Here is a 15,238-nt window from a genome sequence, read left to right as displayed (position 1 = left end):
CATATCTTCACTCATCATCGGCTTCGTGCCACCGAGCCTGCGAATGGCCGGGTGACAGGGAACAGAGTGGATGCAACGTCAAAACACGGTCAGCGCACGCGCCGATAAGTTCCCAGTCATGTGTGACCACCATGACAATGCGTCCATCTGCGGCCAAAGCACGCAATTGCCGTGCAATCTCAGCCATATGTCGTGCATCAACGCCAGATGTTGGTTCGTCCCACACGTGAAGTTCTGCACCGGAGGCAACGGCGCAAGCTGCTGCGAGCCGTTGTTTTTGTCCTCCTGATAGCGATTGTGGATGTCGCGTGCTCTGCGCTGCCAGGTCGTATCGCTCCAGAAGCGTACCTGCGACCGCCTCGTCAAGAGGAGGAATACTGCCCAGGCGCACCTCGTCGAGCGCCGATGCGCAAAACAGCTGCCGGTTAACGTCTTGCATTACCATAGCCGACCGCTTGGCCCGCTCGGGCGCAGACAGAGGATTGCCATCAAAACTGATGGAGCCACGGCGGTGCCGTCCGTGCCGCGTAATGTCAAGGAGTCCTGTCAGAAGACGGCTCAGGGTGGTTTTGCCTGCCCCATTTGCGCCTACGAGCGCAATGACCTCCCCTCGGGGAATGCGGAGGTCCTTAATAGCTAAGACCGGCGTTTTTCCGTAGGCAAAATGCAGGTCGCGTATGTGTATGCCTGCGATTGCCGAGGCGGTCGCAGGGGTGTGCATGGTGTGCGGTAGGGGGAGGGGTATTCGCGGGGTCTGCGGATCTAAGATGCGTCGCGTTTGCGGGCGAGGAAGATTCGGCAACTGCCGATGAGGATCGCTCAGACTGCGCAAGCCCAGGCTGCTCTGCTCGGTGGCAGAAAGTGCGAAAAACTCCTCTCCACTCCACTCATGAGTGAGGCGCCCTCCGGCTATGCGGGCAACGCGATCGATAAGGCCACGCAGAAAATACAGACGATGTTCGGCAATGACGACGGTTTTCCCCGCGGCTTTGAGTTGAGTAAGGGCTTCGCGTAGCAATGTTATTGCCGAGGCCGACAGGTTTGAGGTGGGTTCGTCGAGGAGTACTACCGGTGTATTGGCGATCAATGCCTGCGTGCAGGCTACCTTTTGTAACTCGCCGCCTGACAGTTGTGACAATGGTCGATCAAGGAGAGCCGTAATCGCCATGTCGTGCGCAGCAATGGCGATATGAGAACGTAAAACGTCAGGTTCTACACCGTAGTTTTCGCCTCTAAAGGCAAGTTCGTCGCCAACATGGGTGCTGAAAAATTGCGTCCTTGGGTTTTGAAATACGGTCGTTGAATACTGGCCTGCGTCAATAAGGTCGCCCTTGGCAAGGTCTATATTTGCTACCCGCACGGTTCCGGTGACGTGGGCTGAATGGAAATGTGGCACTAATCCGTTGAGCAGGCGAAGGAGTGTACTTTTGCCGCCACCACTGGGGCCGCATAACAGCGTGATGCTCCCTGCCTTGCAGCGCAGTGACACGTTGGTGAGTGCGGATTCAGCAGTGGGCTTTTCCTCGTTGTCGGCGACAGCATAAGCCCACCCTGGGGCAGCGGCTCCAGAAGGGCCGTAGGTGCATGACACGTCGGAAAGTTCAATCATTGCAGGACCTCCCACTGGGCCCAACGCAGGGCACAAACTGCAACTAGTACGAGGCCGACTGCCGCGTCAGCCCATGTGTAACCGATGCGGACAATGGAGGTCCGCTGCCCGTCTTTGCCCAGGCCGCGAAGTATTGCTGAGGCGCTTAACTCGTCTGCCATACGCGTCGCCGAGGCCAAGAGTGGCACAAGGATGTATTCCGCGCACTGTGCGGGATGCGCCAGAAGACGCAAGGGTGATGTGGCGATACCTCGAAGACGCATCGCGTCGATGATTGCTCGAAACTCGATGGCCAGAGCGGGGACAAAGCGCAACATCACGGCCAATGGAATGATGGCGGCGCGGGGGCAACGAAAGGCTGCAACGAGTTCGTTGACTCGTGTCGAAGCGATGACATACCACGCGCAGGCAAAGCCAACGCTAAAGCGAGTCATCCAAAACCCTAGTGCGGCGACGATCGTTGGGGCCCAGCCGTGCCACAGCAGTGGTAATGCCAGGTACAGCCCGGCCCAGAGTCCTGTCCATATTGCCCAAGTGAGGACGGCACGTGGTGTGCCCAGGGTTGACAACGGCAGGAGCAGTAAGAGCGCGCAGGTGAGGGTCAGCGAAAAGGGGCCCGGCCCCATCACCAGTACGTTGATGGCCAGTAATGCGATGATTTTGGTTCGCGGATCGACGAGGCGGCTCGAAGCGGTTGTCACAGTATCCCTGCGCGGGTGAAGTGTTTGGCGAGGATGCGTGTGGCTAGCCATGCGGCGATGCACCCAACGAGACAGACGACAACTTGGAATGTGAGGAGGAACCACGGGGTAAATAGGTTGCGCATAAGGTCGGCGTATTCGACGCCTTGGCGCAGTGCGATGCGTTGGAAGAAAGCGTCCGACCCGAAGATGACCGGGAATAGTGGAGCGATTGTCCAAAACTGGAATACGCCGTAGGCAATGCAGACGTGGAGGCGGCCTTGATATGCGCCTGCGCGCACAATGAGGTCGGCAGCTAGGCCGCAGAGTGCTGACAGGATGACTGTCCCCCAGAATTGCCCGAGCAAAACCATTGTTGCTCCGATGGCTGTGCCGAATATGGTCATTGCCCACATGCGTGGTGTCTTTGCCATATACAAGAGGGTGACTGCCGCATTCATCAATGTGCCGACAAGGATTCCAAGAAGGTGTAATGCGGGGTTAATGAAGCCGATGAGAGCGGTTGCGAAAAGGATGACAAAGTATAGGGCAGCGAATACGCCGGCGTTGACGAGGCTGCGGGCATCGAGGGCTGTGGTACGGCGCGATGGTGATGCGGGCATTTTTGTCTTTCTGTTTTATGTGGTGTTTTGCGTCATGTGTACGGGAGTAATGATGGGCTTTCGATGGTGCAATGTTGGTGACAGCGTGTCGGAGTCGCTTGTCGTCAACGAAAAATAGCCACCCAAAATAAACTGACACAATTTCATAATATGTCACTTAAGTCATGGGGTTGTGACGTAATTCCACCCCCAAATAATGGCAAGCACTCCGTTACCGTACCGCTGCCTCGCACAAATCCAGCACGACAATGTGCGAAACGGGAAGCAGCAGTGGATGTGACACCCCGTCATATGCCGTGTCTAGCGACCGCGATACCCTAAGACGTCGCATTACCGAACAGGCGTGGATAGGCCTCGGTAATCTGCACACCTTCGCGCTTTGCGACACTGACTTCGCACTGAACGACAATGAGAGGATACGAGGCAATGAACATCCTTGCGTTACATTCAAGTCGCTTTGGACATACAGAACGTATCGTCCACACGATGGCGGAGGTTCTGCGTGATTGTGGGCACCAAGTTGATACACGCCCAGCGCACGTCATGCGTACGGTGCCGACTGAAGCGGAGGCGGTCCTTATTGCAGGATCGGTTCGTTACGGTTTCTATTCTCCGCGTCTCAAGCGTTTCACTGTGGCCAATGCCGAACGCCTTAACGCGATGCCCACCGCATTTGTTGGGGTGAGCCTGTCGTCAGCACGTGCTGATCGAGCTGAGGTTGAAACAAATGTGTACTCGCGAAAATTCCTCGCCTCTACCCCGTGGAATCCGACGATGTCAACACTGGTCACAGGGGAGATTAACTTCGATCTGTATAACCGTGTCGATACCTTTTTGATGGAGCAAATCCTTACTCGCTCCGGTAAACCTCATGGGCCAGGTGTCAAAGTGGACTACACCGACTGGGCGGCCGTTCGTGTTTTTGCACAAAACTTCGCCAAATTATTGGGGTAGGTACGCAAATGTCGGCCTCTACCTTTAGGGTTGGAGGGTGACCACAGCACTGTACCGCCGCTACCGACCCGATACCTTCGCACAGGTAATTGGTCAGATACACGTGACCGATCCTTTGCGTGCGGCTTTACGGGCCAACCGCGTCACGCATGCCTACCTGTTTTCGGGGCCGCGCGGATGCGGAAAAACGACGTCCGCACGCATTTTAGCGCGCTGCCTCAACTGTGCAGACGGCCCGACGGACACCCCGTGCGGGCAGTGTGACTCGTGCCGTGAACTTGCCACGGGTGGCCCGGGTTCTTTGGATGTTGTTGAAATTGATGCAGCATCACATGGTGGTGTCGACGATGCGCGTGATCTTCGGGAACGTGCCACATTTGCACCGGTGCGTGACCGTTACAAGATTTTCATCATTGATGAAGCCCATATGGTCACCTCCCAGGGCTTTAACGCGCTGCTGAAGTTGGTGGAAGAGCCACCTGAGCACGTGAAATTTGTTTTTGCCACAACCGAGCCGGAACGTGTCCTTGGCACGATTCGTTCGCGGACTCACCATTACCCGTTCCGACTCGTTCCCCCCGACGTCTTAGGTCCTTACCTTACGCAGCTGTGTAAAGAGGAACATGTCGCCGTCGATGACGGGGTAATTCCAATGGTGATGCGCGCTGGTGGCGGATCCGTGCGGGACACATTATCTGTCCTTGATCAGCTCATGGCTGGTGCGATAGATATGCACGTGCCCTATGACACGGCAGTTGCACTTTTGGGCTATACAGACCAGGCGCTTCTTGATCAAAGTGTTGATGCGCTTGCTGGCGGAGATGGAGCTGCGGCATACCGAGTCGTTGAACGAATGGTGGATTCGGGCCACGACCCCAGGCGTTTTGCTGAAGATCTTCTGCAGCGTTTGCGTGATCTGCTCATTATCGCCGTGGCGGGTGACGGGGCGCGGGAGGTGCTCGCAGGAACACCCTCCGACCAGGTTGAACGCATGTTCGTCCAGGCACGCAATTGGGGTCCACGCCAGCTGTCGCGTGCGGCAGATCTGGTTGACGAGGCGTTACGTGCTATGACGGGGGCGACATCACCGAGGCTCCAACTGGAGTTACTTATTGGCCGCATCCTTGTGCCTGCCGAGGCTTGGGCGCAGGGCAGCGCTGTTGGTGGCACTCAGGTGCCGGTGCCTGGCGCAGTGGGTCTACCAGGTGGTGGTGCACCCGTGGAGCAAGCTTCGCCTGTTGCCACAGGTTTTGGTGCGCGGCAGGCGCGCGAAGAACTTGCGCGGCGCCGACAAGCCCAACGAACCTCCCCCACACGCCAGGACCCTACGGCACCTACCTCAGCCCAATCGGTACCCGCGCATCCTTCACCACCTGTCGACCAGGCAGCATCCACGCTTCCTTCACCACCCCCAATTCAGGCGCCTTCTGCTGCGGCTTCGCCACTAACGGCTCCCGCAGCGGCCCCCGAGGTTGTGGCACCTGCGGCTGTGTCTGATTCTGCCCAAGATGCAGGGCAAATGGTAGGCACGCATCAAGTTTTTACCGAGGCAGAAATACCTGCGACGCCGGCCAAAGAGCCAGAACCTCCCCTTGTAACTGCTGAACAGCAGCCCTTGCCTCAGAAAACAGCCCAGGGTCGTGATGCTGACATCTTGCGGAGCCGGTGGGCTGAAGTCGTTGATTCGATCGCTAATACCAGTCGAGTCGTATGGTCGATGCTGCATCAAAATGGCCAGCTCGGCGCTGTTGATGCCCAGGTAGCTGTGATCCTGTTACCGACACCAGGCCATGTTGCTCACTTTACGTCTGGTGGTCGCAGTGACATCGTTGCACGTGCAATCCATGAGGTTACCGGTCTTCAACTGCAGGTGCGAGCTGAAGTGGGACAATCGGGCGGTGGCCGCCCCTTGACGGATGCGCGCGCGACGCACGCCCCCTGGCCCGAACCGTCCCACGGCGGTGAGCCTCACCCTTTTGATGAAGGCGGCCACGCCGCACAGGAGCCGCAATCAGAAGGTCTACCAGATTCGTCGCACCGCCTCGTCACTGAGGCTGACGAGGCAGCCGTGAGCGGCTTCGCAGCACAGGACACGCTGGGCGCAGCACAGGTACCAACCCAACCGCGTGGGGATGGGAATGTTGACCAACCGCATGAGGATGGGCGCACTGACCAGCCACGTGGCGACGCGCATATTGACCAAGAACAGACCGGATGGCCTGAAGCTGCTCCCATCCCGGAAGGTCATATACCAGCGCATCCGGGCTACGCACCTAGCGGCGACCAGGGCGACTGGCCGACACTGCCTCGTCTTGGGCACGAAGGACCAGCGTCAAACCACGCAGAAGAACCCCGGATACCTGAACCGTCGCGCCTAGCCGACCCCGATCGACTCCGCGAAACGGCACGCATCGGCGAACCGATAAGCAATGTGCGCGAAGAATTGACGCAGGTACCAGATACTGCGCCCACCAACCTCGCCACGCCGCAGGTCGATCGTCACTACCTGCCAGGGGATCCGGCAGCGGAATGGGGCCGTCTTCCTGTAAAAAATGGGCGGATCAATGAGGCAGGGGCCAACGCTCACGGTCCCCTCTCAGATACCGTCGGTGGCCACAATGACACGCCACGTGACGTGTCGGCTGCATCGCCGGTAGTGCCACGAGACGGGACTATTGCATCGCAGAAAGCTCCTCATGACCAGACCTCCGCATTGCCGGTGGCGCCACATGACCAGGCCTCGGTGCCTCCGATGGTGACACACCTAGAGGAACCTGCCGTTTGGGACGAGGTGGCGCCGGACGACCCGGGCGAAAGTTGGACTTCAGCGTCGCCACAAGACCAAAGTGGCGCATGGCCTGCGATGTCGCAGCCTGCCGCGATGGAAGTCGACAGTAAGCGTGACGCGACGGTCCAGGCAGATGAAACTGCGCCGTATGCGACAGTTACGCATATCTCTGCAGCTGATGACGACTCGGCGAGTATGGACGACGAAGACGCAGAAAACTCAGGTATGGTCGGCGTCGGCGCTGTACTTGAAATCCTTGGCGGCACCATTATCGAAACCCAACCCACCCAAGGAGGCTTCTAAGAGTGTACGAAGGTGCCTTACAAAACCTCGTTGACGAACTAGGACAACTTCCAGGCGTTGGGCCAAAATCTGCGCAACGTATGGCACTGCATCTCCTTGACGCTGAACCCGACGACGTCAACCGCCTTGTCGAGGCGATCACTGCCGTTCGCCACCGCGTAAAACACTGCGTTACCTGCGGCAATCTCACAGAAAGTGACGAGTGCACGATCTGTCGAGACCCAAGGAGGGACGCCTCGGCAATCTGTGTAGTGCAGGAAGCAAAAGATATCCACGCCATCGAATCTGCCCGCGTTTTTCGTGGACGCTACCACGTGCTGGGCGGCGCCATTGACCCTATACGCGGCATAGGACCCGAACAGCTGCGCATCCGTCAGCTGCTTGTGCGACTGCAGGACGGTCAGGTCACCGAAGTGATCCTGGCCACCAACCCCAATATCGAAGGAGAAGCCACCGCTTCATATCTTGCGCGCACGCTGTCCACTATCGGGGTCGAGACAACGCGCCTGGCTATGGGACTACCTGTGGGTGGCGACTTGGAGTATGCCGATGCCCTCACCCTTGGTAGGGCACTCGAAGGTCGACGACAACTCGTGTGACGTAGAGCCAAGAAAGCTGCAGCTTTCACAGGGCCTTCACAGGTAGTGCATGTACTTAGTGGCGTCAAACATGGAAGAATCACCTATGTGACACCACCACATGAATCCACATTTGTGCGCCCCGATGGTACCCCTGCCCGTATTCTCGTTGTTGACGACGAGTCGATGCTTGCGGACTTACTGGCTGCGGCACTGCGCCACCAAGGGTGGGATACCCACACTGCTTCGAATGGGTGGGAAGCCCTTGATGAAGCTGATGCCTTCGACCCTGACGTTGTAGTCCTTGACATTCAGATGCCAGGACTTGACGGAATGGCCACCCTGGAGCGTCTGCGTAAAAAGAAGGCACACCTGCCGGTTCTCTTCCTGACGGCGCGTGATGCCGTGGCTGACCGAGTGGCGGGGCTGCGCGCAGGTGCTGACGACTATGTCACCAAACCTTTTGACCTTGACGAGGTGACTGCACGTATTGACGCACTATTACGCCGTGCGGGGATGGCGACGAATACCGTGAGCCATGTGCTGACGGTCGGTGACCTCGTCCTTGACGAGGATTCACACGATGTCACTCGCGCCGGTGAAGCCATCGTGTTGACCAACACCGAATTTGAGGTGCTGCGCTACCTGATGGAAAACCCCAATGTTGTGCTCTCAAAGTCGCAGATCCTTGACCGCGTGTGGTCCTATGATTTTGGCGGACAAGCAAATGTGGTCGAGCTTTATATCTCGTACCTGCGCAAGAAGATTGAGGCAGATCGGCCAGCGATGATTCACACCGTTCGTGGCGCAGGGTATATTTTGCGGCCTGCGGCAGAAAAGTAATGGTCCAGCGCACGCCTTCGCTTGCGTCCTGCCAACATGTGCCCGTCATAGCAACAGATGAAAGGTGCCCTTGTGCCTGAGCCCAAAAATCGCCGCCGATGGACGCTGTCGGCGCGCTTATCCCTTTTTGTGGCGTTGATCGTCGCAACGGCACTGGCATTGATGGCGGCTGCGGCCACGGTTGCAATGGTGACGTGGATGATGCGCGAGGTTGATAGCAGTTTAGCTGAGCAGCTTCACCGTACTACTGAGCAGGTCGCACGTGGGGTGAGTGACCCGCTACAACAAGAAGTCAGTGAATACACGCAAGATGCGACGCTGCCCACCGACGATACCCAGTCTGAGGAGACCGCTGATAGCGACGGCCCGCCTCGTCCTCCCCACGGTCTGGAAGGTCCTGGGTCGAATGAAGGACAACTGCAGGTTGTTTCAAAAAATGGGCAAGTGAGTGCAGGTATTGTCTGGGGATTTGAAGTGGTATCTCTGGACGATGAGCAGGTGGAGAAGCTGACAGATATTAAGGCAGGGAAGCACCCTGTTACCGTCTCTATTGGCCAGTACGGACGCTTTCGTGTGCTGGCGGAACATGCAAGTGACGGCTCATTCATTGTGGTTGGTCAGTCGTTGAAACAAGTTGATGGCATTGCCCGGACCCTCTTGGCTGTCGAAGCAGGTGTGGCGCTGGTCATTATTGCGGCTGCGGCCTTTATTGGGCGCCGTTGGGTGAAACGGGAAATGAAGCCCCTGGGGGATGTCGCTGAGACTGCGCGTGAAATTAGTGACCTTGATTTGCAATCGACGGCGCAGATTGCGCCATTTGAACGAGTGTCGCATAAGGCATCCGAGGGTACTGAGGTAGGGGACGTCAGCCGAGCACTCAACGCGATGATTGACAACGTTGAAGGGGCCCTGCAGGCGCGCGCCGAATCAGAGCAACGGCTCCGCCAATTCGTTGCCGATGCCTCCCACGAATTGCGTACCCCTTTGGCGTCCATTGCGGGCTATACGCAGCTTTTGCAACGTGACTCAATTGATGCGCCGACCGCGCTGGCACGTATTGCCTCTGAGTCGTCGAGGATGTCGGGCCTCGTCGAAGACCTGTTATTGCTGGCCCGCTTGGACGCTGGTCGGGAACTTGCTGAAGACGCCATTGACGTAGTGCCGCTTGTGGTGGATGCCGTGATGGACGCACACGCAGCTGGTCCTGATCATCAGTGGATCCTTGATGTACCTGACGGGGAAGCGGCCACGCAGTGTATCGTGCGTGGAGACGAAGCTGCGCTGCGACAGGTGTTGGCGAATCTGGTCAACAATGCTCGGGTGCACACGGCTTCTGGTACGGCGGTCCGTGTGGGTGTACGCCTTGAGGCAGTGCGCGACAGTGATGTGGAGATTACGCAGAGCGGGCAGAGGCAGTGGCGAGCTGGCGTTGGACCGTCGGGTTCTGTGGTGCTTTCGGTGAGTGATGACGGCGAAGGCATCAGCGAGGAGTTACGCACCACCGTGTTTGATCGTTTTGTTCGCGGGGATACTTCGCGTACACGGGCAAATGGGAAAGGCTCATCTGGCCTTGGGCTCTCCATCGTTTCGTCGATTGCCGAGGCAATGGGCGGGCGTGTGGAAATGCGGACTGTATGTGCAGGCGAATTGAAGGAGCATCCCCAGGCACATGGCACGACATTTGAGGTGTATTTGCCGCGATAAATAATGCTCTTTTGCTGCTGTAAGTGGGATTCTCGGGTAGCGGTGTCGATTGTCGAGCAAAGGGTATTTAGTGGGGGCCTTGATGGCGAGGTGAGCTTCGCGTAGCAGTATCTTCATGGATAACTTGCCAGTAGGTGGCAATTTGTTTGCTTTTGACGGGTTTGAGAATAAAAAGAATGAAGAAGTGTCACGAGGTGCTGTATTTTCCGCCTTGCTGCAAGGGAGGTAGGTCAAAGGCGAAGGTAGTGAGGGCGGCATACTTCATTCGTCCAAATAGTGGAATTAATTAAAGTTAACGAAATTAGTTACCGGTTGGTAGGTGATTTGCGTCGTAGTATTCGGCAGGTTTTCAGCAAATATGCTTCCGGGGCTGTGTGGTTAACTTGACAGGAATGCAAGGCATAAAGCCAGGTGTCAGCCATGACTTGCGCAACAGTCCATCAAAACCCAGATAGATATGTCTTGAAATCGCTATGATTAAAACTGCTTGAACATAAGTAAATAAGTCAGCTTGTGGCAAATGCTTAGGTTTTGGCAAATAGCGTAAGTTAGATACTGGCCATCAGGTAAGTTTTGATGCTTGTCTGCAAGGAGGGATAATGCGTCCATTAGAACTTGGGCGCCGAAAGGGTGTCGTGGTGCGACATCGCTCGCTCGTTGCCCTGCTTTTACTTGCAGGTATATCAGGAAGTCTCGTCATGCCACTTCAGGCAGTGGCAAATGACGTAAGCCCTGAGCCTGTAGACGAGCCTATTGTTACGATAAACCAGCCGTCAGATGTACTGTCACAGGTGTCACCAGATGTTGAGGCATCGTCCACTGCCGACGATATGCAAGTAGTGGGCGTCGGTGATGACACTACTGCGGAAACTGCGCAGGAAATGGAAGCTGCCATCGCAGAAAATGCCCCGGAGATGACATCTTCCATGTCAACAGCTGACAGTGCCGAGACTCTTGCTCCTGAGACGGGAGGAACCACCTTTCGTTCAATGTCGGCGATGAACCTACGCAGCTCTGACGCGCTGAGCTGTGAAGACAATACGATGTATGGCTTAACGGCAAGCGGCAACATGAGGCGTCTGTCCATAGATCCTAACACCGGACAAGTAGGCGCTACCAGTGCGGATGTCTTTAGTTTTAATATCGATGCAATTGCAGAGGCTAGAACATCTTTCAATGGGCTTGCCATTGGAAATAACGGACAGCTTGCCTATGCCCTCACGCGGCGTCCACCCCTACCCGCAGGCTCAAATATTGCGCCCGAGCGTGCGCTACAGCTCTACATGTGGACATCAAGCACTAATCGTGTAGAACGACTGTGGGGAGCGTTTGATATTGGTAACTACGGTTCGAAAATACCGAATGCCTACCAAATTGTTGGTGGCGCAACAAATCCAGTGAAAGCGTCCCCGTACTATTTTGGTGGATTCTATGCTGAAGCAGGCAAGGAATACTTTGAACTCTTCCGTGTTGACACCGTGAACTTGAAGCGAATCGGCATTGTCGAAATCGGGCCAGTTAAATACGGCGCCGATGGGAAACGCCAAGGTCTAAACGGCGACATAGCCATGAACGCCCACGGTGACCTCTTTATCCTTTGGAATAATGGCAAAGGTGGCGACCAAGGTGTCGTTCCCGTTGCGGCGGCAGACTTAAATGCGGCTAATGGCAATGCCGTTATTCCTAGTGGTGAGTCACGCACCGAGAGAACTGAAGACCCTACGACTGACATCTATAACGGCATTGCCTTGGACTCTCGTGGTCGCGTGTACGTGCAAAACACGAGTAGCGCAACCAATCGATCCGTTATCAAAGCACTTGATCCGTTCACATATGAGCCGATTGCAAGAAGTTCAATCATTGATGAATATGTGGCAGCTCCGGGAGGCCTGTATAAGTCGGGAGATTTGGCATCCTGTGCTTCGCCGGTGACCATTGAGGTGAAGAAAAATATTGTTGGACGCGCTTTGCCGAGCGATCATTTCCAATATGGTATTAGTTTAGGTAACAAGAAACTGGCTACAGCAACCAGTGGAAATATCACAGGTATTCAACCGCAGGTAGCTGGTCCGCAGATCGTACTTTCAGGAACGACATATACCATCTGGGAAGCGGCGAACGATAGCAATACCAACATTAACGAGTACAAGTCCACGCTGACATGCGTGGTCCAAGACGGGACTAATACACCTGTAGAAACGATACGGCAGACACCGACACGCCATACATTGACTGTGCCATATGTCCGTCCCGGAACTGCCATCACCTGTACTTTCACTAATGAGCCTGCACTTGGGTCATTACGGTGGAATAAAGTGGAATCTGGAACAAATACACTGTTGCCCGGCAGTCAATGGCGTCTAAAAGACCAAAGCAATCCTTCCGCCGTCTACAGTGTCTCTGACAATGGAACTAATGATTCCGACCCTGCAGTTGGCAAGATCTTCGTTGAAGGCAAAATACCCCCAGGTACCTACACATTAGAAGAGATACAGGCCCCAGTGGGTTATGTTGCTGCACCAGAAAAGACGGGCATTGTCGTCACGCGCTCGTCGTATCACAACCCCATCAACCTAGGATCATTACCGAACCGTAAGATTAAAGCATCCGTTACCTGGAGGAAGGTCGGCGAAGCAAATGACGCATTAGCAGGGTCAATATGGACCTTCACGCCGACGAATCCTTCTGGGCCAGCACTTACCATCATGGACTGTACCCAAGCGCCCTGTGCGTCAACAGGATACGACACCGATGCGCGGCCCGGACATTTCACACTAGTCGACGTCATATTCGGCAGGTACACCCTGAGTGAACATACAGCCCCAACAGGGTACCTGCGTGATACGGCCATTCGAGACGTCAATGTGATGACCGATGGACAAACTATCGCATTGGGCAATATTCGCAACCTGAAAGCTGAAGGTGCCGTCACATGGCGAAAGACCGACAATCAAACGCCTGCTAATCTTCTCGGCGGCTCGGCATGGACCATCACACCTACGCAGCCGACAGGTACCGCGATCACCGTTGAAGATTGTATTGCTGCTCCCTGTAACGCAGCACTAAGGGACACCGACCCCACCAAGGGCGTCATACATGTGCGGGCACTGCCATTCGGCCGCTACACACTGGTCGAAGCGCGACCGCCCATTGGCTACAGTCTGTCATCCGAAACGAAAACCTTCGTCATTGATAGCCGCGACATCACAGTGAACGTAGGAAATATCGTTAACCATCCACGACAAGGAGTATCCATCCCTTTGACCGGCGGAATGGGTGCCGACTACTTCCTTGTCGCAGGTGCAGGCATAACTGCGCTGGCACTGCTGGTCGGGCATTGCGGAAGGAGGCGGATAACTTCCTGAGTAACTCAGGTTGACCTCAGATTCAATCCGTCTCTCACACGGGAATATAAAGGACAAGTACTGTAGCGTAACGCTGCATCTGAAAAGAAAGAGTGATCACATATGACCACCGTCACTCGCACACGCGCTGGGCGTCTGCTCGCCACCGCTGGTGCGCTTGCACTGGGTCTCACCACCGTCTTCGGGGGTGCTGCACTTGCGGTTGATCCGCACTACGGCGACATCAAGGTCAATGAACGAGGCACGATCCACGTTCACAAACACGAGCACCAGCCAGACGGCGCAAGTGCTACCTCAACACCAAAGGGTCCAGATAGCCTCACAACGGCAGGCGTTGATGGCGTAACATTTACTGCCTACAAGGTTAATGTCGACCTCACTACTGCCGCTGGGTGGGATAGCTTGGCTAAAGTTGCCAACAAGATTCCACTAGATGCATGTACATCCGGTAACCTCGGCCAGCAGGTGAACGCCACGCTGACCCCCGTTGGTACTCCTCAAGTCACGGCTGGTGGTGGTGAGGCGACTTTCTCTAATCTGGAGGTTGCCGCTTACCTGATCTGCGAAACGGCCACTCCTAATCATGTTGTGGATAAAGCAGCCCCCTTCGTCGTCACCATCCCATTCCCCGACACCATTTCCTCCGGTGGTAAATGGTTGTATGACGTACATGTCTACCCCAAGAACGCAGTGCAGACTGCGCCAACCAAAGCCGTTGAAGCGCCGGATGGTTTTGGTCTGGGGGCAAAAGTACAGTTCCCCGTGACCGCACTTTTGCCAAAACTCGCCGACAATTCGTACTACAAGTATTACTGGGTTCGTGACGTTCTGGACTCTCGCTTCAGCGAGGTGGCAGTCGAGTCAGTCAAGATTGGCGACGATGTACTGGTGCTCAACACTGACTACACAGTGACAGCTCAAAATAACGAACGGATCGTGAAGCTTACCGCTGCGGGTCTCATTAAAGCAAAGAACGGCAAGGGTAAGAACCTTGTGACGGTTTTCTCTGGTAAAGTCACTGGCGCGGTCGCTGAAGGCAAGATTCAAAACGGAGCGAGCATTGCCTCGGATACAAAACTCCTCGATACGCCACCGAATCCCGACACTCCACCGAACCCGGAAGAACCCCCAACAACTCCGCCGTATATCCCTACCAACAAGGTGGTCACCGCTTGGGGCGACGTCAAAGTGAAGAAGGTTGACGCGCACGATAACACCACAGGTCTGAATGGTGCACAATTCAAGGTGTACCTTGGGAAGCAAGAATTTGAGAATTGCACCAAGGAAAAGCACGCAGATAAAACCGACCCGGTCCAGGTGCTCGTTGGCAACCAGGTTGTTGACACTTTCACCTCAGTTAATGGCGTTGTCACCATCCCAGGTCTCTTCATCGACTCTGGTGTAGCCACTGGCACCGCCGACGCGGAGCCGCAGCACAATACCCGTTGCTACGTCCTTGAAGAAATTGCAGCCCCAACGGGGTACACGTTGCCTCAAGGCGACAATGCGCGTACGGCCCTGACGGTGAAGGTTGGCACCACGGATATTGCCATTGCACCGGATGCTCAAGTGACAAACACTAAGCAGTCGGTTCCAGCACTACCAATGACCGGTGCGAATGGGCAACTGCTCATGATGATCGCAGGCAGCGCTCTTGTGCTGTTCGCAATCGGCTCCGCCATGGTCACGCGACGTCGAGTCCATCGCAGCTAAATAGGCACGGGGGCAGATGTTCTTGGAACGTCTGCCCCTTGGTAAAGGGCCTGCATCAAAAGGTGTTTTCTGCACCGG

General features: G+C 55.7%; 10 protein-coding genes. 7 read left to right on the top strand and 3 right to left on the bottom strand.

The window, feature by feature from the left end; translation table 11 throughout:
• Positions 1-7 precede the first annotated feature (7 nt).
• Genes G438_RS10610 through G438_RS10605 form a run of 3 tightly spaced genes read right to left on the bottom strand, consistent with a single transcriptional unit; the run spans position 8 to position 2,912 of the window.
• Positions 8-1,609 (bottom strand): ABC transporter ATP-binding protein, encoded by a 1,602-nt coding sequence (locus G438_RS10610; protein ID WP_051259263.1) that lies wholly within the window; start codon positions 1,607-1,609, stop codon positions 8-10.
• Complete coding sequence (locus G438_RS0103740; protein ID WP_026460213.1) at positions 1,606-2,310, bottom strand: energy-coupling factor transporter transmembrane component T; 705 nt, start codon at positions 2,308-2,310, stop codon at positions 1,606-1,608. The genes G438_RS10610 and G438_RS0103740 overlap by 4 nt, the downstream gene beginning before the upstream one ends.
• Positions 2,307-2,912, bottom strand: a complete 606-nt coding sequence (locus tag G438_RS10605; RefSeq protein WP_051259262.1) for an MptD family putative ECF transporter S component — start codon at positions 2,910-2,912, stop codon at positions 2,307-2,309. Before G438_RS10605 ends, G438_RS0103740 begins: the two co-directional genes overlap by 4 nt.
• A 426-nt stretch (positions 2,913-3,338) precedes the next feature.
• Here G438_RS10605 and G438_RS0103725 point away from each other — a divergent pair, with 426 nt between their 5' ends.
• The 7 genes from G438_RS0103725 to G438_RS0103695 all read left to right on the top strand — a co-directional run bounded on the left by G438_RS0103725 (position 3,339) and on the right by G438_RS0103695 (position 15,160).
• Positions 3,339-3,866, top strand: a complete 528-nt coding sequence (locus G438_RS0103725; protein WP_026460212.1) for a flavodoxin domain-containing protein — start codon at positions 3,339-3,341, stop codon at positions 3,864-3,866.
• Positions 3,867-3,903: 37 nt separating this feature from the next.
• Positions 3,904-6,957 carry a DNA polymerase III subunit gamma and tau gene (locus tag G438_RS0103720; RefSeq protein WP_026460211.1) on the top strand — a complete coding sequence of 1,018 codons (3,054 nt, stop codon included), beginning with the start codon at positions 3,904-3,906 and terminating at the stop codon, positions 6,955-6,957.
• 2 nt (positions 6,958-6,959) lie between these two features.
• A complete protein-coding gene (recR, locus tag G438_RS0103715) occupies positions 6,960-7,556 on the top strand; it encodes a recombination mediator RecR (RefSeq protein WP_026460210.1) in 597 nt (198 codons plus the stop codon).
• An 87-nt stretch (positions 7,557-7,643) separates the two neighbouring features.
• On the top strand, positions 7,644-8,378 hold the full coding sequence (locus G438_RS0103710; RefSeq protein WP_051259261.1) for a response regulator transcription factor: 735 nt from the start codon (positions 7,644-7,646) through the stop codon (positions 8,376-8,378).
• A 72-nt stretch (positions 8,379-8,450) separates the two neighbouring features.
• Positions 8,451-10,082: a sensor histidine kinase gene (locus G438_RS10600; protein ID WP_165569223.1), complete on the top strand. Its 1,632-nt coding sequence runs from the start codon at positions 8,451-8,453 to the stop codon at positions 10,080-10,082.
• 599 nt (positions 10,083-10,681) lie between these two features.
• Positions 10,682-13,447 carry an MSCRAMM family protein gene (locus G438_RS0103700; protein ID WP_026460208.1) on the top strand — a complete coding sequence of 922 codons (2,766 nt, stop codon included), beginning with the start codon at positions 10,682-10,684 and terminating at the stop codon, positions 13,445-13,447.
• Positions 13,448-13,549: 102 nt separating this feature from the next.
• Entirely contained in the window at positions 13,550-15,160 is a 1,611-nt protein-coding gene (locus G438_RS0103695; RefSeq protein ID WP_034285033.1) for a SpaH/EbpB family LPXTG-anchored major pilin, read from the top strand.
• Positions 15,161-15,238: the final 78 nt, after the last annotated feature.

The sequence above is a fragment of the Schaalia suimastitidis DSM 15538 genome, from assembly GCF_000429105.1.
Taxonomy (GTDB): domain Bacteria; phylum Actinomycetota; class Actinomycetes; order Actinomycetales; family Actinomycetaceae; genus Pauljensenia; species Pauljensenia suimastitidis.
This window is presented reverse-complemented; position numbering and strand designations above follow the sequence as displayed.

What these genes read in the sequence shown, in the direction of transcription:
- G438_RS10605 (WP_051259262.1), bottom strand. Translation starts at nt 2,912, where the DNA reads ATGCCCGCATCACCATCGCGCCGTACCACAGCCCTCGATGCCCGCAGC.
- G438_RS0103725 (WP_026460212.1), top strand. Translation starts at nt 3,339, where the DNA reads ATGAACATCCTTGCGTTACATTCAAGTCGCTTTGGACATACAGAACGT.
- G438_RS10610 (WP_051259263.1), bottom strand. Translation starts at nt 1,609, where the DNA reads ATGATTGAACTTTCCGACGTGTCATGCACCTACGGCCCTTCTGGAGCC.
- G438_RS0103695 (WP_034285033.1), top strand. Translation starts at nt 13,550, where the DNA reads ATGACCACCGTCACTCGCACACGCGCTGGGCGTCTGCTCGCCACCGCT.
- G438_RS0103700 (WP_026460208.1), top strand. Translation starts at nt 10,682, where the DNA reads ATGCGTCCATTAGAACTTGGGCGCCGAAAGGGTGTCGTGGTGCGACAT.